Source organism: Lentimicrobiaceae bacterium, from assembly GCA_023227965.1.
Lineage (GTDB): Bacteria > Bacteroidota > Bacteroidia > Bacteroidales > JALOCA01 > JALOCA01.
The window spans coordinates 1-18,577 of record JALOCA010000006.1; the positions used below are offsets into that span (position 1 = coordinate 1).

8 protein-coding genes are annotated in these 18,577 nt (G+C 39.0%); all 8 read right to left on the minus strand.

Annotation, left to right across the window (positions count from 1 at the left end; genetic code table 11):
• The coding region (locus M0R21_03235; protein MCK9616829.1) for a hypothetical protein at positions 1-616 on the minus strand (616 nt) is incomplete at its 3' end.
• Positions 617-657: 41 nt separating this feature from the next.
• Positions 658-2,127 carry an SUMF1/EgtB/PvdO family nonheme iron enzyme gene (locus tag M0R21_03240; GenBank protein ID MCK9616830.1) on the minus strand — a complete coding sequence of 490 codons (1,470 nt, stop codon included), beginning with the start codon at positions 2,125-2,127 and terminating at the stop codon, positions 658-660.
• Between the two features lie 382 nt (positions 2,128-2,509).
• Positions 2,510-3,787: a hypothetical protein gene (locus tag M0R21_03245; protein ID MCK9616831.1), complete on the minus strand. Its 1,278-nt coding sequence runs from the start codon at positions 3,785-3,787 to the stop codon at positions 2,510-2,512.
• A 3-nt stretch (positions 3,788-3,790) separates the two neighbouring features.
• Positions 3,791-4,762, minus strand: coding sequence for a hypothetical protein (locus M0R21_03250; GenBank protein ID MCK9616832.1), 972 nt, complete (start codon positions 4,760-4,762; stop codon positions 3,791-3,793).
• A 122-nt stretch (positions 4,763-4,884) separates the two neighbouring features.
• Complete coding sequence (locus tag M0R21_03255) at positions 4,885-12,201, minus strand: hypothetical protein (GenBank protein MCK9616833.1); 7,317 nt, start codon at positions 12,199-12,201, stop codon at positions 4,885-4,887.
• Between the two features lie 35 nt (positions 12,202-12,236).
• A complete protein-coding gene (locus tag M0R21_03260; GenBank protein MCK9616834.1) occupies positions 12,237-14,417 on the minus strand; it encodes a GEVED domain-containing protein in 2,181 nt (726 codons plus the stop codon).
• Positions 14,418-14,445: 28 nt separating this feature from the next.
• Entirely contained in the window at positions 14,446-16,071 is a 1,626-nt protein-coding gene (locus M0R21_03265) for a formylglycine-generating enzyme family protein (GenBank protein MCK9616835.1), read from the minus strand.
• 499 nt (positions 16,072-16,570) lie between these two features.
• Positions 16,571-18,538 (minus strand): lectin like domain-containing protein, encoded by a 1,968-nt coding sequence (locus M0R21_03270; GenBank protein ID MCK9616836.1) that lies wholly within the window; start codon positions 18,536-18,538, stop codon positions 16,571-16,573.
• Between the last annotated feature and the right edge of the window lie 39 nt (positions 18,539-18,577).

Here is an 18,577-nt window from a genome sequence, read left to right on the forward strand (position 1 = left end):
CCGGAGTCATATCACCACTGTCGACAAATCCGTCCTGGTTTACGTCGCCACCATAGATTACGAAGGCTCCAGAAACATTTTTTAAATTGTTTCCATAAGATTTTGAAGCATTATCCGTAAAGTTATAGTTTGTTGTTCTGCTTGAAAAAGAAACGGGAATTGCCGACCAGGTTCCAATGCTGTTATGATGTTTTATTGAAACATAATAATTTCCGGAACAAGTTTCCGGAATAATAATAGCAACAGAACCATCTGTATTCAGATTCACATTGTTTGCAGAATGTGTAACCAGATAAGGAGATGTACTTTCGTGCAATTCTACCATAATCTGGTCGGCAGTATTACCGGTGAAATGGTCTCCTGTTTCGTCCTGTGCCTTATTCATGCTTCTTACATTGTTCATCAAACCTTCGAGCAATAAGGTAAGTTGCAATGCTTTTGCCGAATAGACTAAAGACACATCCCCTCTGCCATTGCCTCCGGTAAACCAGTTAATGGGATTGCTGCTGTATATGACAAAAGAAACATCTCCTTTGCCATAACCGCCTGTATATTGGGCTTGTATCACCATAGGCAACACAAGCAGTAATATAAAAATAAGTTCAAGTTTTTTCATACATAGTTAATTTGTTTATTTTAACTTTACATTACTCAGAGTTAAGGTGCTGTACGAACTCCGCGACCGCCATTATCGTTTACACGAATAATTTCTCCATAATTCATGTAGAAACGACTGGAAACAGGCGAGAAAGTATAGGCTCCAGTGTCCCAGGCACCACCCCGAAATCCTACACCAGAGTATGTTGGCCATGTAGAAACATTTGCATTGCCCGCTTCATCTAATACTCCATCGCCGTGTGTTCCATCAAATGCCCTACCTATGGCATTACCCACTGTAACTGCACGCTCCCACACATTGCCACTCATTTCCATAATGCCATAATAAGTAGCACCGGCATGTTCACGTGTAGATGAGTCTGTGGCAAATACGCCTACTCGCATGGGTCCTTGTACGAATGTCTGGTTACTGGTAGCACAATTTCCGTTGTTCATACTTACTTCATTAGTCAAACCAGAGTTTGTTATCCCTGTACTTTGAGTTATAGATGTACTACCCCAAGCAAATTCGTTATTTACTGCTGATATAGTTCCTCGGCAGGCTTTTTCAAATTCTAATTCTGTCATGAGTCGCAAACCACTCCAATCAAGGTAGGCAGCCACATCTGCATAGTTTAGCCAGTTACAAGCTACGTAAGGGTTGGCAGTAGCATAACTGCCTACTGTGCTACCCATAATTTCATAACGGTAATTATCTGTAGGTTTATCATACTTACGAGCGGTCGCCTGGGTTTGTGTAAGACTATTTAAAAAATCCACATACCCTTGCTGGCTTATTTCGTATTTCATACAGTAAAAAGCGTTATAGCCTTTTGGAAAAGCTGCAGGGATTGGACCCGACTGATCGCCCCCCAAATTATAAGGACCTGTTTCATAATAAAGAGTATTTTCTGAAGTGCCAACAGTTATAGTAGCCTCGGTATTTATTGAATATGTATCTGTGCTAATTGGTGATTTATAAAAGTGATTTACTTCCCCTCCACCACTGCCTAAAACAAACGTGCCTTGCGGTACATATACCATTTCGATGGCATAAATTTGAATGTCAATAACAGCATTATCATCAACACCATTTGCGCCATAGTTCCAGCGCAGTTTTACATTGGTGAGGGAAAATGTTCCTGTACCATCGGCATTACGATAAATAAAAGCACCCAAACCCGGATTGGTGGTGGCATTAAAAAAAGTGCCAGGAGTGAGCAATCCAATATCAATGACACTGCCAGAGGGTGCAGTGTTTCCGGTATTGTTGAGCCAGGCATGCTTCCAAAAACCATCACCACCGTTAAATTCAGAAATATGGTATTTGACAAAAACCCAGGCTGCATCCCAGTTATTGGCTACGCTGCTGATGTGCCAAGAATTTTCCCATGAAATATCGAATTTCACCATACTATAGTCATCGGTAGTGTTTTGTCCGATAAGGCTCAGGTTGCTTACCGTAATATTGTTGGCACTAAGCATGGTTGTTACCATAAGTGCGAAGAAAAGGATAATTTGATTTTTCATGATTAGAGGTTTTAAACTATTTTTAACTTTGGAAGAACTATTAATATTTTTCTTTCTAAGGTCCACAGATTCTCAATATATTTTATACTCTTTGGGATAGTTACACTTGATTATTTGAATAATGGAACTGAGAGTCAGGCTGAGTTCGGTACGAAACTCATTTTTTTATTTTAATTCAGTGGTAAATTAGTTTTATTAATCATTTTGTATAATGAATGACCCCGGGGCAAGCCCCGAGGAATCCTCTTGATTAAAATAGAAACCTGTATAAATTTTTGTAAAGGTACAATAGACTTAAGTTTAAAAACAAATAAAAGATGTCCGAATTCACGAATCTGAACATCTTTTCCTATTCAATTGAAGCTATTAAAAATGAGTTTATCTATGGAAACATAGCCGAAACAAAATTTGCTGCATTATTGTCTATTATCGTCATATCAGCGCTGTCAACAAAGCCGTCGCCGTTTACATCGGAGGGAAAGTAGCCCATTACAAAGTTGGCGGCATCGTTGTCAACCGGAGTCATATCACCACTGTCGACAAATCCGTCCTGGTTTACGTCGCCACCATAGATTACGAAGGCTCCAGAAACATTTTTTAAATTGTTTCCATAAGCCTTATTGGCAGCATCGGTAAAGTCGTAGGAAATGGGTGCTGTACCCAAATGTTGATAATTTGCAGTCCATGTTTCTATGCTGTTGCGGTGACTTACAGCCAGGTAATAATCGCCTTCGGGTATGCGGTTCATTACAGGTTGAAAGGTTCCGTTTTGGTTTAAAAGCACCTCGTTTGTTGTGCCAACAATGTTGTAAGGTGAAGTGGTTTCTAATGCTTTAACAGTTAAAACGTCTGAAGTAAAATCTGTAAAATGGTCGCCGGCTTCATCCTGTGCTTTTCGCATTTCACCTGAACCGGGCTCATATAAGCCTTCAATATAAACTTTCATATCAACAATGGTAAACCATTGGCTTTCGGTTTGACTCCAGTTCCCATTTTCATCCCTAGTACGGATATATACGCGATGCATGCCGCCTGATAAACCTGCGGTGTTTACATCGAATAATTTGCTTACTTGCTTACCTGGCGTTATGCTTATTGTAATACCATTTCCAAATCCGGGATCATTATCAAAGAAGTATTCTATCTGTGTTATGTTTCCGAAAGTATTACCATCACAAAAGAATAGCTTTGAATTGGTGATACTCCATTGGTTGTCCATATCTTTAACCCGGATATATAATAAATGTAAGCCCATAGCAATACCACTAAGGTTTATGGGAAATACTTTTATAGGCTGAAGCCCGGGAGTTAAGTTTATGGTATAACCATTACCAAAACCGGGGTCGGTATCAATAAAATATTCTGCCATGATGGTATTATGGGGTATGAAAGTATCTACATAAATAATTTTAACGATGGTAGAACCCCAGCGGCTACTGTCGTCCATAGCACGGATAAACAGTACATGTACTCCATCTGATAATCCTGTAAAATTAAGGGTAGTGGTTTGGGTAATATTACTTCCAGGTGTGATACTTACCGGTGTGGCAAGACTGAAACCCGGATCGGTATCTATGGCATATTCTACCCTGGTGATGTTTTGTGCCTGTACATAGCTTATGGTAGCCATCAACAGGCATAGAAATATAAAGCGTTTCATGGCTTAATGGCTTTTGGCTTTCAGGATAACAGTAGTTCCGTCTATATCCAATTTCCATATGGCGGGTACTGTGGGCAAACCAGAGAGTACATATGAGTTGCTGCCTCCGAATACACCACAATCTACCCCATCATAACCCGCTCCAATAGCGGGTGAACCGGGAAGAAGCCGGTACTGACCATCACTACTACCGGTATAAACAAAAACTGTTGTCATATCAATACTTGTTTGGTTGCCACTACCGGCAGGAAGAGAACCACAGGCAGATATGTTATTAGTCGTTATACATGAACCGTTCAATTCAATTCCTTCACGAGCTGTTCCACAAGGACCTGTAAAGATATTATTCCTGATTTCACAATCATGAAAAAAACAATTTGTCTGGAAAATATTATTTATATATAATGCTGCAGAACCGTCTTCGTTCTGAACATTCCAATCCCATGCACCCGCATTGAAAAAAATATTATTTTTAATTATAACATTTTGTGAGCCGGTGGTTATATAAACCCGATAAATCCAGCATTGTAAAATAAAGATATTGGATGCTGCACCTGCGTCTCCAATATTGGTTTGACCGAGGTTATCCCTTTTCAGCAGGATATTATTGCATCGTACATAAAAAGTGCTTGTCGTCATACCTGTAATAACACTGTTTTCGGCTCCGGGATTAATAACTACAGTTCCCAGGATGGCAGGAAGCAAGTTAGCCTGTGTGGAATCATTTTCGCCCAGGAAATAGCCCGGGCCTATGATTACAAGGCGTTTGGAAAGGGTGAGGTCACCATAGGAGTTTAAAGAACCTTCAAAGTAAACGGTATCACCCGTCAGCACCGATGAAGAATCATTAACCGCCTGGGCGGTCGTAAAATCGGCATTAACGCCGGAAATGTTGTTTACGCGCCATTTGGCAGCGTAGATCATTGTGTTCAAACCCAATAAGACAAGCAGCAAAAGTGGGATGTTCTTTTTCATTTTATTGTTAATTTTAATTGTTTAAATTTTTACAAAAAAAATTCAATGAGTAGATTAAAGTTTATTTTTACTTTATACTATTTTTAGATTTATGTATATTCAATGTATTGTTTATTATTTTTTTATGGTGTAATAACTGATATAAAATTTGCTGCATTATTGTCTATTATCGTCATATCAGCGCTGTCAACAAAGCCATCGCCGTTGATGTCGGAGAAAATGTAGCCCATCATGAAGTTGGACGCATCGTTGTCAACAGGAGTCATGTCGCCGCTGTCAACAAAGCCGTCCTGATTTAAATCACCTCCGTAAATTACGAAGATACTACTGATTTCTTTTTGATTATTTCCGTAGGCTTTGGAAATGTTGTCGGAGAAGTTATAGGCAATACTGCTTCCGGAAAATGAGACAGGGTTAGCACTCCATGTTTCGAGGCTGTTGCGGTGTTTTATTACTACATAATAGTTGCCTGTAAGAGTTCCGGGAACATTAACAGAAACTGAACCGTCAGTATTAAGGTTAACATTACTTATCGAAAGTGCTGCAAGATAGGGTGCTGTGCTTTCGTGTAATTCAACAGTAAGCTGATCGGCAATGATTCCTGTGAAGTGGTCGCCGGTTTCGTCCTGTGCCTTGTGCATTGCAGGTCCATCGTACAAACCTTCGAGAAAGACAGTAATATTAAGGCTTTTTTCAGGGGCTTCCCAATAAATGCGGTTAAACGAATCGTCTTCAAAAGATGCTCCGGAGAAACCGCCAGTTGCATCGGGGAAAATGACACTTCCGACATCGGTTGTTTTTGATACATTATACGAGCCGCTCCACGAATTAGAGGGGAAAAATGCGTTATGCACAGTAATATCCTGGCTGTTGTTTACAGTTAGTAATTTGCCGGATGGCGAGCCATAACGGAAAATGCAGGTATTGAAAGGGTGAATTTCGTTTACAATGGCACCTGATTTAATATTTATTCCATCGGTATTCATAAATTCAAAAATTGCATTTTCGGCGCTGATTGTGCCTCCGCTTTCTACATTGAAATTGTAATAACCTGAATGATGAGTTATTTTTGCTTCATGACCGGATGTTCCAAAGACTTCGAGAGTTCCATAAATATTCAAATCTTTGTTGTTGCCAACTTCAAGCCATGCATCTTCATTGATAAGTAATTTCCCGTTTCCGGAAATACCTACATCACCGGTGCAACGATAGAAATGTCCGTTAAGGTTTAAAATTCCTGAATAAATAATTAAATTACCAGAATTGCTTGAAACAATGTTTGTGAGCAAATCCACTTGTTTTTCGCTTGAAGATTTATTTACCGTAAAATTGCTTAACCATCCGTTGCCATTAACAGAAAAAGCCTGGTTTATTTCTCCAACCATATTTATGTTGCCCCTTGGATAAAAGCTGGATTCTGTGACAGTTGAAACGTTTCCATGGAAATAAAATTCGCGTGTATCGCTCAGGTTTTCAAAGAAACCGTTCATAAGGTTGAAATTTCCCATAACTTCCAGGTTGCAGCCGGGATATAAGGTTGAGCCTGATTTATCTGAATTAAGATTGTAGAATGTTTCCATTCCGAGTCCGGTTTGGTAAATATACTGTGGTGATGTACCGTTGAATGTAACTGTTGATGTGCCATAATTGAAACCCGAAGTAGGGGATAATGATGGATTGGCATCGCTCCAGTTTCCACCAATGTTAATTGCAGCAGGATTAATTCCCTGAGCATTCAAAGCGGCTCCGTTGGCTAAGGTGAAATTTCTCCCTACATTAAGGGTTGAGCCACTATTCATCATCAACCTGCCTTTTGTGATGTCAAAGTCGTTTAATACTGTAAGGAAGCTGCCTTCATTTCCCATGGCAACATCTGCAAAGCCTGAGGGTGATTTGTGAATTATCTGAAAGTTGTAAAATGTTTCGTCAGAATTGATATTCTGAAGAATACCCAAAGCGCCATTGGCAATAACTTTACCAGTTCCTTCAATAAAAGCCGCTTCGCCAGGCCAGTTTATCCAGTTGCCTCCGAAAGATAGAATTTTATTGTTAATGTTCAAACCCCCGGTTAGAAGTTCAAAATTGCCATTAATTGCAAGAGTATCATTGTTAGAAAAGTCGAAGCTGAATGCAGCGGGTGCTTCAAGGATGAGATGGTGGAAAAAATCACCGGAACCTGGAGCAATTGAGGCAGAATTGTTTCTCAGAACCATTTTGCCGTTTGAAAAACGATAGTGTCCTGAATTGCTGAATAAACCTTCTACAATGATTGGGAAAGCTGATTCTCCTTTTAAAATTGAACCATCGAAAATGATGATATCGCCATGAATGTTGCAGGTATCTGCCGAAAGGTCGCTGAAGATGATTTCTGATCCAGCAGTTTTTGCACATAAAATGGTATTAAAAAAGCTGTTGGATTCGGAATTAATTATAGAAGAAGGTGTTGAACCAACAAACTGAACTTTTCCATTTGTAAAATGCACATCCGAGCCTGGGTTGAAAGTCCAGTTGCCGGCAGCTCTGAACGTTCCGTTGGCTGAAATATCAACACTGGAACCGGTGTGCCAGGTAGTAGCTCCTGCAACTCTTATGATAGCATCATCGTGATTTATATTAACATTGGAATGAATATCCATGTTACGGGCTATCTGAATAAATTGATTTTCAACAAGGAATGTTCCATTGGTCAGGATAAGGTCGTTGCCTATGGTTAAATTTGTTGCTGATCCCAGAATTCCTGAAGGTTTATCAATTTCAATATTCCAGAGTGAACCGGAAGACTGGCTGATGAAGTTAGTTCCAGAACCATAAAATTTCAGGGTTCCACCCGTGGGTGAAAAACCATCACGAATGATGTATAAATTGCCTGTAGTACGAATTGTCCCTCCTGAAATGATAGCTGTAAAAGAAAATGCTGAAGGACTAATACTGATGCCAGTATTGTGGAAGTCAATTATTCCGTCGGTCATAAGAATTCCAGCATTGCCATTGTAAGACCAATAGCTGTCGAGGGTGCCACCATAAACATTGAATTCACCGCCTGACATTATGATATTTCCGTTCAGGTCAACATAGCCATCGGAGTTGGTAAGTGTAACATAGCTTAATGGATTGATATAATAATCGCCATAAATTCCATCGTCGGCAAGGTCATTTGCCTGAAAAATTCCAAGGTTAACATCTACTGCTCCTGCCGTCCAGTCGTATTGATTACAGTTTACAATGCTCGCCCAAACTCTGAAAGCACCCCCGGATGATTTGTTGATTTCCAGTTTATTGAATGTTTCGGAACTGCAATACTGAGCATAATTGCCTCCGTCGAAAACAACAAGCCCTGTGCTTTCGGCAAAGCCATCTGCTCCAACGTTGTTTGTCCAGTTGCCCTGGGCTGATATTGTGTAACTTCCCGGGCTTAATGCACCCGATTGAATAAGAATATCGCCTCTTGCCTGAATGTTTGAGTTAAGGATTACGTCGGAAGTTGAATTGATAGTAAGATGTCTGAAAAAACTTCCCTCGTTGAGTGCAATTGCTTGAGATGAACCGTTGAATTCGGTAATTCCTGTGTTGTTATACATATTTCCCAAAACCTGAAGGCTGCCTCTTAGAATGGTTTTATAATTAGAATAACCCAAATATGTTGAGCCTGAATACACTATAAAATAACCATTTACGGCGAAATCTGCTGTTGAGCTTGCGTCGAGGATTACAGTGGTAGAATTTTTATTAATATTAAGGTTGTTAAACCAGCAATTATTGCTGTTGGAAAAAATATAAGATGGAACATCTCCTGCAAAAGTTACCGAACCAGTATTTATATGAACCGTCGCACCGCTATTAAAGTACCAGTTGCCTTTAACTGTTATAGATGTTTGGTTTTCAAAAAAAGCAGTCGAGCCTGATTCCCAGGTTACATTACCATTTACTACAATTTGAGCATTTGGGGAGGCAAAGTCCATCATAAGTTGTCGGTGAACTGTTAAATTGCCATTAATTGTAAGTAGCTGATCATATACTCTAAGGTAGGTTCCTGCACCTGGTTGAATGGTTAAATTGCGACAAACAGCAGGTCCGGCATAAATCCATGGCAGATTGGACATAGGAGGAATGGTAACATCGGTATTTGCATCTGGCAAGCTGTTGCCTGTCCAGTTTCCGGGATTATGCCAGTCGTTGTTTACATAGCCAGTCCATAAGCCTGCCGTTTCGACTAAAACCAGCCCTGCTGCTGTTCCATTATCATTTGAAAATACCGTAAGAGCATAATCGTCTTCTTCAATAACTGTGAAACTGAAGGTTTCGCTGACACCAGCACCCGGATTGGTGGAATATGCCAGTGCATTCGACCTGCTTTGATAATATTGCCCTGAAACAGAGCCATACAATGCAATGTCGAGATTAGCATCGCCACCAGTTACAACCAACGAAAAACAGTATTTGCCAGGTGTAAGGTGAACATCGTAAACTTTAACAACATCGGTGGCATACCATTCGAAAACACTGGCAGTATTCACCACAAGTGTTTCTTCTCCGTTTTCAAATTCTACTTTACCATCGTTATCACCAGAAAGCTGGGTTACTTTTATGCCTTTAAGGTTGGTTGGTGCATGATGGTTGTCAACAAGTACATAGTTGTTAACAGTGGATGCTTCGCTTGTTGCAAGTATGGTTTGAAAAGTATTATCACCAAAAAGGTCAATTTTCCAAGCTTCGGCTTCTGAGGCTCTGATGCCAACAATAGCCCATCCGTAAAATCCATGGTTATAAGTGTAGTATTGTGGTGTGGAAGTTGTATTTACCATAAATTCTTCGGTAAGAATGGAAGCACTGCCAGTGCTTCCATAATCGCTTTCGCTGAATACACTTGCATTTGAACCACTTGCATCAGTTGCTGCTTTTACCCAATAATATTGGTTTATTCCAATATAGGGCATCATATCATCGAATTCAAGGTCGGTAATCCAGTCTGAAATTTCTTCTGCCATTGAGGAGTTATTAAACGAGCTTCTGAATACTTTATAATAAGGTTTTCCTGTTGCAGGAGCCCATTTTATGTTTATTTTGTCGGGATAAACGCGATCAGTAGCTTTTACATAAGTAGGATAAGCCGGAAATTTAAACGATGGACTTTCCCATAATCCTCTGCCGTAAGTAGCTGCCTTTAATATTGTATTGCCACCCGAACCATAATAAAGTTCAATTTCTCTTACGTCAACTACAGGTAAGCCATTGCTGTAAGGTACCCATTCGTCGAGAAATTCATTAATATAATAAACTCCTGTCTTGGTTGCAACATACAATGCTTCGATAGGTCCTATTTCATAAACTATGCAGTTTTTTGGGACTGCAGGCAGGTTTTTTGTAATATTTTCCCACGAAATTCCTCTGTCTGTTGATTTATATACTCCAACAGCAGTGGTTGCATATACAATATTCAGGTCGTAAGGATGTGTGTCAATATCAGTAACCAAATTTCCACCGGGTAAGTTACAGCTAATCCACGAGCTTCCGCCAGTGTCAGTACGTTTTAAAGATGCAGGGCTAACAATAGCTCCTGAGGAGTTGCGTCTATCCATTCTTGAAACATATAATATGTTGTTATCCAACTGGGGTTGAGCAATAACATTGCACATATTTGTTTCACCCGAAGATATTTTTGACCAACTGATAGAAACGGCAAATACATTTTTTATGTTATCGCTTTTCCAAACGTTGGTAAAACCGGCATACATGATATCGGCATCAGAACGATCGAGCATATAGGGTAGTTCCCATGCTGGTATTTCGTCAATTCCGTTTGTGTTGTAGCCTGCGATGCTTGCCTGCCCCGACCATACATCTCTGATAATAAGTGGACCGTTGTCGCCTATCACTGTCAGGTATTTTCGGTCGTCGTCGCCCCAGTCAATAAGGCATTCGAGTCCGTCACCTCCTTGTGTGGTTTCGAAGGTTGAGCCATCACTTTCAGTGGTTCCATTGTCCTGATATCCGCACATAACATGATCCTGCTGATAGTTACTTTGTCCGAGTTTGTAAATTTGAGAAATTGATAATCCATTTGATAAATCATTCCAATCTGTTCCGTTTGAAGTATAGGAAAGTCCTCCGTCGGAGCCGCAATAAAGTACCCCATTCAAAGGATTATAATCCAAACTATGTATGTCTGCATGCACATTCCCTACATCATCCCAATGGTTGTTTAATTCCCAGTTTACTCCTGCGTCGGTTGATTCCCATATATTAATACCTCCGATATAAATTATATTGGCATTAGTTGGGTTTACGGCTATTGCAAGGTCGTAGCCCGATTGTTCTCTTTCGTCGTCTCCATCGCTGTCATAGCCAAATATGTTTGGGGAAGATGATTGTAAGTTAAAGCTTTGACCGCTATTGGTTGAGCGATATAATCCCTGAAATATAAATGGAGCCGTTGCTCTTGCACAACAAATGTAAACCCAATCGGGTTGTGCGGGGCTTACACCAATTACAATTCTGCTTGCAGAGAACCCTAAATATACTGATTGCCAGGTTTCTCCTCCATCACTTGAACGGTAAAACATGCCTCCTGATGTGGCATAGGCTATCAAAGGATTTCCTGGTTTATATTTAATATCTTTAAAATTCATATTGTAAATTGATTTTTTTGTCCAGGTATTTCCTCCATTAGTTGTTTTGTAAATGCCATGATTTGTAGCAGCCTGCAGAATAAGATGATCTGTTGGATGCATAATCAGCATATTAACAGTTATTTCGCCCATTCCGGAGCGGGCAGGTGAAAAATTGGCTCCGCTGTTGGTACTTTTGTAAACGCCCATTCCTGGAGCATCATCGCTATCGCGGTCACCTGTGCCGATGTAAATAATATTTGGATTTGTATGGTCAACTATTACTGTTGATGTTCCGAGTGTAGGCAAATTATCGGTGAGCGGGTACCAGCTACCTTCATTGTCATACCATAATCCGCCTGAGGGTGCTGCCGCATATAAAATATCAGAATTGGTGGGATGAAACGCAACACCGTTTACTCTTCCCATGCCGTTAGGCTGTGAAGTAGAATTGGAGGGTAGGGATGTAGGCCCTACCAATAACCAGTTTGCAGTAATTTGTTCAGGATATTGTTGCTTGAATTTGAAGTATTCCTGTGTAACTAAGTCTGGTTTTGGCAAATTGCCATAAGCATCTATTCTCCCTTGGTTTATATATTCCCATCTTTTGAATTGTTTATACATACTTCCTTTGTGAACAGGGCGATTTTCCCAGTATTTATAAAATGCCGCCTGGGTTTTGTAGAAATTGATATTTCGGTTTTGCATCATTTCCTGCCAGTAAGGATAATTTGTAGTGTCGCCCGATTCGCGTGTGGCAAATTGTTGGGAAAATGATTTGATATCCAAACAAAATATGAAAAAAGAAACTAAAAGAAGTAAATTTGATTTCATTTTTATGGATTTTAATTTATTTAATAAAAATTCATTTAAGGTGTTATCATACTGATGAAATTTGCTGCATTATTATCAATTATCGTCATATCGGCGCTGTCAACGAAGCCATCGCCGTTGATGTCGGAGAAAATGTAGCCCATCATGAAGTTGGACGCATCGTTGTCAACAGGGGTCATGTCGCCGCTGTCAACAAAGCCGTCCTGGTTTACGTCGCCACCATAAATTATAAAGTTCCCTGAAATGTTTTTCAGGTTACTGCCAAAGGCTTTTGAGGCATTGTCTGTAAAGTTGTAGCTGATAGTGTTTTCCACAAAAGATATTGGAGAAGCAGTCCATGTTTCAATGCTGTTTCGATGTCGAACTGCCAGGTAATAGCTATTGTTGAATGAGCTTGCGATATTACAGCTTACCGAGCCATCGGTTTGAAGGTTTAATCCTGATATAGTATGTAATAAAGCAAAGGGTGAGGTGCCTGCATGAATATCAATGTTCACCTGGTCGGCGATTTCGCCTGTAAAATGGTCGCCTGATTCATCCTGAGCCTTGTTCATTCCACCAGAACCATTATATAGTCCTTCGAGGTAAAGTGTAATTTGTAAGTTTTTAAAAGAAGGTGGCAGAACAGTTATTGTATAATCTTCAGTTTCGCCATATTGAACTAATGTGCAGGCATCGGTTGAATTTAACTTTGGAGAAAAGGAACAACGCACTCTCATTTTCCTTTCACCTATGAATCCTTCATCTAAGGGTACATTTAAAGGGAAAGTATATGATGATATTTTTTCTGTAGGGTTGCAAATAATTTCTCCGTCATCATCAAAATCCTTATCATCATTCCAATCAACCCAAACTGCTATATATTCATTATTGGCACTACCCGTTTGTACTGTCATATTGTAAGAAAGACCCGCTTCAAGTGAAGTTGTAAATTGAGATGAAGGATATTTTATATAACCATTTACATTGCCATTGCAACCTGATGATGTGTTTGATAATGTATTAAGAATTACATTATCAATCAGGTCGCCTCCAAACATACTGCAACCACCTGATACCGTTGGAATGCACCATGGATTCAGACTTATTGATGAAGAATCGGAAGAATATCCGTCATTGGTACTTCCTGTCAATTCTGGAAAAATGTTATTTTGCCATGATGAGTTTAACATTGAATAGCCATCGGCAGTACTTCCTGACAAATTCGGGAAGAAAATATTGGAATAAGAAGATTCAGTTGATGAATAACCATCGCCTGTGCTTCCATTTAAATTGGTGTAAATTGTTGTTAAAAAAGCAGAAGAATTCATGTTGTAGCCATCGCCTGTGCTTCCTAAAAAATTTGGTAAAATGTTATTATTGTGTGTAAATGACGAAAGGTGATAGCCATCGCCTGTGCTTCCAGTTAGATTGGGATAGAATGAAGTAAATATTTGTGAAGAAGCAAGATGATAGCCATCGCCTGTGCTGCCAGTTAGATTGGGATAAAATGAAGTAAATATTTGTGAAGAAGCAAGGTGATAGCCATCGCCGGAGCTTCCTGTGAATGAAGGATGTATTGAAGTTAAAAATGAATTATCTACTTTTGAATAGCCATCGCCTGTGCTGCCGGAAAAAGATGGGGTGAATGGAGAAATAAATGAATTATCCTGTTCATTGTATCCGTCAGCAATTCCGCCATTGTAAATATTTATATCGAGGATAGTGATAGTGTAATCTTCAGTTTCGCCATAAGTAGCAGCCGTACACGAATTTGAAGCTGAAAGATTAAGGTCCCAATTACATCTTATCCGCAGCCTGCGTTCGCCCGAAATCCCATTTTGTTCAGGAATTGTAGTACTCCCACTAAAATAAGAACCTTTTGTGGCTGATGAATAAATAAACTCTCCCGAATCATCAAAGTCGCCATCATTGTTATAATCAATCCACATGGCAAAATATTGCTGGTAAGTAGGTCCTGAAGACATATTGAAAGATATGCTTTCGCCTTTGATAACAGTGCTTGTGAAAGATGTGATAGGATAGTTGATATAGCCGTTTATATTTCCATTGCATCCGGAAGTATTGTTTTGCATGGTTCCAAAGGCGAATGATGAAATATAATCAGAAGCACATCCTGTTGACATAGCAGGTATGCAGTATGAAGGCTGAGCTTTTATTTCTTTGAAAAAGAAAATAAATGCACATAGCCACAAAAAGATGTACAATCGTTTCATAATAAGTTATTTTATGAAGAAGTACAAATTATGGCATTGTACGGACAAGACGACAACCTATTCCAGGCGCTCTTGACGAAGATAGATTTAAACTACAATTATAAGTTCTGTCAGAAACCTGCAAAAATGCATAATTTGTACCATAAGCACCACCCCTGTCTCCCATACCAGCTTTTCCTGTAACACCTATAGTGCCACCGTAAGCCGTTGAGGCATTTGCATTAAGATTGTTACCGCCCATTCCTGGCCAGAAATCAGTATTTGCATCACCAGAAGAGTTTAAACTTCCGTCTCCGTTTAAACCTGTAAAGGTGTAACCGGCATTGCAGCCACTACTTACAGCAACTTCCAATACATTACCACTCATCTCCATCACTCCGTAATAGGTTGAACCTGTTTCCTGGCGGGTATGATTTGGCGAACTGTAAGCAAAAATTCCACAACGAATAGGTCCGTTATACATAGTAGCCTGATACAAGGCATTTCCGGTTCCGGTACCAAAGGATATAAGAGAAATACTTTCCGTGGCTGTTCCATAATTTATAATTGAATAGATTGAATTGAATAACGAAGTATTTCCCCAAACATATTCTCCATTTATTGCAGGATGAGTTCCTCTACATGCTTTTTCATATTCCAGTTCAGTCATTGGTCGTAAGCCAGCCCAATCGGCATAAGCCGCCAAATCCGGATAATATATATAGTTTAAAGGCAGATTTTGATTATCATCGTCTTCGTTATAAGAAGCATCATGATCGCCATCGCAGTAAAATGTAACAGGACCTGTTGCAGGTATTGTGCTACTGCAGCAAATACCATTTTTGACACTTGGGGAGGATGAATTTGCCATTACAAAAACACTTGTAATACTGGTACCGGAAATGTCTGTTGCAATTCTTGATTGTTGCTGTGTTCGGGTTAATAGGTTCAGAAAATCACGGTATTGTTCCTGGCTCATTTCATATTTCATTATGTAAAAGGCATTAAACCCTTTTGGGTAAGCTGCCGGAATTGTAAAAGTACTGCCCGTAGCCTGTTCACCTACTTTTCCTGAACTTGTATAGTAATTCCCATCAGTAGTGGCGGAAGTGCAGTTAATGGCATTTTCAGAAGTTATATTCCAAGGATCAGTATCTGCGCTGCCTTGTTTATAGCAATAGGCAGCAGTTCCGTTATCTCCTGCCTGGAATGCTCCTTGTGGAACATACACCATTTCAGTACCTAAAACTTTAATGTCAATGTCCACATCGTCGGGCAATCCATTTGATGAATAATTCCAACGGAGCTGAATATCGGTATAGCTTACGTTTCCAGAGCCTGCAAGAGATTTATAGATAAATACACCTAATCCGTCGGGTGAGGGGGTAATGGTACATCCTGCGGGTGCTGTATAATTTGCAGGGTTTGTACTAAGTATGGCATGACGCCATTCGGTTGAAAGAGATTTGAATTTAATGAAAACCCAAGCTGCATCCCAATTTGAGGGACCATAATCAAGCCTCCAGGAATTATCCCAGCTAATATCGAATTGTACCATAATGTAGTCCGAAGCAGGGTTTTGTCCTGTGAGAGATACATTTGAAATTGTTAAATTGTTTGCTTTACTTCCGAGAATCACCAGAAACAAAACTAAAATTAATACTAATTTTTTCATAATTTATTTTATTTAATGAAGCTATATTTTTAATATTATATATATTATTAAATATTTAATAAGTTTTTATCAAATTGAATGATGACAAAATTAAAATAATATATTTACAATTTTAATTTTATTTTTTATTTTTATGTTTTATTAATTTTTTATTTTTTAGTCTGAAAATTTATCCAAATTTATCGGGGTAATTTTCATCAAAATCTTACCATGGTTGATATTTAAAATAAATTAGTTTTTATGAATTTTATTCTTTTCAAAAAACTGTAAAGCGCTTAATAAATGAATTTTACTTATTTTAATTAATACTTAACAACTTAAGAATAATTGCTGGAACTCGAAAATTTAATCGGATTTTTATTTAATTGATACCTTGCTTATTAACGGAAACTTTCCAAAATTAATCAGATAGTTTTTAAAATGCAAAAAAAAGGTGTCCGGATTCAAGAATCCGGACACCTTTTTCCTATTCAATTAAAGCCATTAAAAATGGAATCATCTAAGGAAACATAGCAGAAACAAAATTTGCCGCATTATTGTCTATTATCGTCATGTCAGCACTGTCAACGAAGCCGTCACCGTTGATGTCAGTGGCGAGGTAGCCCATAGCAAAATTGGTGGCATCATTGTCAACCGGGGTCATATCGCCACTGTCAACAAATCCGTCCTGGTTTGCATCGCCACCATAGATTACGAAGGTTCCTGAAACATCTTTTAAATTGCTACCATAGGCTTTCGAAACATTATCTGTAAAATTATAGTTTGCTGTTCCGCCTGAAAAAGAAACGGGGGTTGCCGACCAGGTTTCAATGCTGTTATGATGTTTTACGATTAAATAATATGAAGAAGAGTAGTTTTTGGGAAACGCTGCCGTAAAATGTCCTGTCGTGTCAATATTCACACTGTCTATGGTATATAGTACCGAATAAGGAGATGTATTTTGTGCAATTTCAACAGTAATCTGGTCGGCTATTTTTCCCGGAAACTTATTACCACTATTGTCCTGTACTTTATGCATGGACGTACCATTTGGATTTACCAGTCCTTCGAGCAGTATCGTACCATGCACAAAATTTACATTTTCGGCATAGGCATGAATACATAAGTCCCACATATAGTCAGGATTGGCAGCAAGCTGGTACCATGAACCAGGATTTCCTGTATCGCTTACCCAGTGAACTCCTGTTTGTATTGTAGGTGCTGAATAATCTGAAACTGCACATTCTATTGGGATAGGATAGTTGTAACCAGGGGTGTAATATTTAACTTTTATATAAAAATCATTGCCCTGATTGATGTTTAGGGCTGAAGAAAGATTGAAAGTATAATATCCCGGGAAGTCGTAAGTTTGTTCGGCTACGGTGTATAATAAATTTGATAGAACTCCTGTTGCTGGGTTGAAGTTGTCGTAAATTTCAAGTTTAAGACTCGCATTGCCAGAAGGTAAGTAAGTCCCGATACTTTTAATCTGCTGGTAATCACCTGCAATATATTTTACCAAACCATAACCTGTTGGAATATCGTAGCCCATGTCGGAACATTCGCCAAGCTCATCGTTTAAATAAATCTGAGAATTGCTGTTCAATTGAATACTTGTTGTCCATATTGCATTGTAATCCAATATACTTGCATCATTATATGAAATATAGAAAAAACCATTTTCGCCCCAGGATATGCCCCAACTATTTTTAATTATCCATGCACCGGTTCCTCCTGCCGTAGTTTTATTATCGTCCCATCCAACAATAGTTACAGCATGGTTAACTCCAGAAGTGCCATTGTAAAAATATGTTTTATCCGTTGAATTGTAGTAAGTACCGCTCCAGTAAAACATGGTGTAAACGGCTCCGTAATTGAGTAATATTTGTTTTATAATATTGACATTATTTGGCAGAAATCGTGCATTGGTAATAAAAGATACAGGGGTTAAACCTGTCAGGCAACTTTGTTCAATATCAAAATAAGGGTCGTCAGTTTCCTGAATGGCGCCTGCCCTTCGGGCAAAATAAGCCGTCGAAAGAAAATGGTTTCCTCCAAAACATGGTGTCCATTCAAAACCATGGCAATTCTTCAGATTGTTTTCCGAAAGATCAAATTCGCCCAATCCTAATTTTTTCCACCTCGATTCCACCGAACCCATTGTAGCAAATGCCCAACATGAGCCACAGTCTTCCTGATTTTTTACGGAAGTAAGCAAACCATTGGTTCTCATATCATAAACGGCAGGATAGTCCATTGCACCTTTGTTGTATTTTGCCATTAAGTTATCAAAATTGTTTTTTATAACGGGAGGAATGCCACCAAGGGTGTGCCCTTCAGAAGTTATTTTTGCTGGTTCGGATTTCCTTTTATCCTCGTTAAATTTAATAAAATCAGGATTTACAGGAGCTTTTTGAGGTGCAATCTGACTGAAAAGTTGTAGTTGACAGCTAAAAAACAAGATAAAAATAAAAAAGTGAGTTTTCATAGTTTAATCATTTAGCCAAAATTAATAAAAAATTTTGCA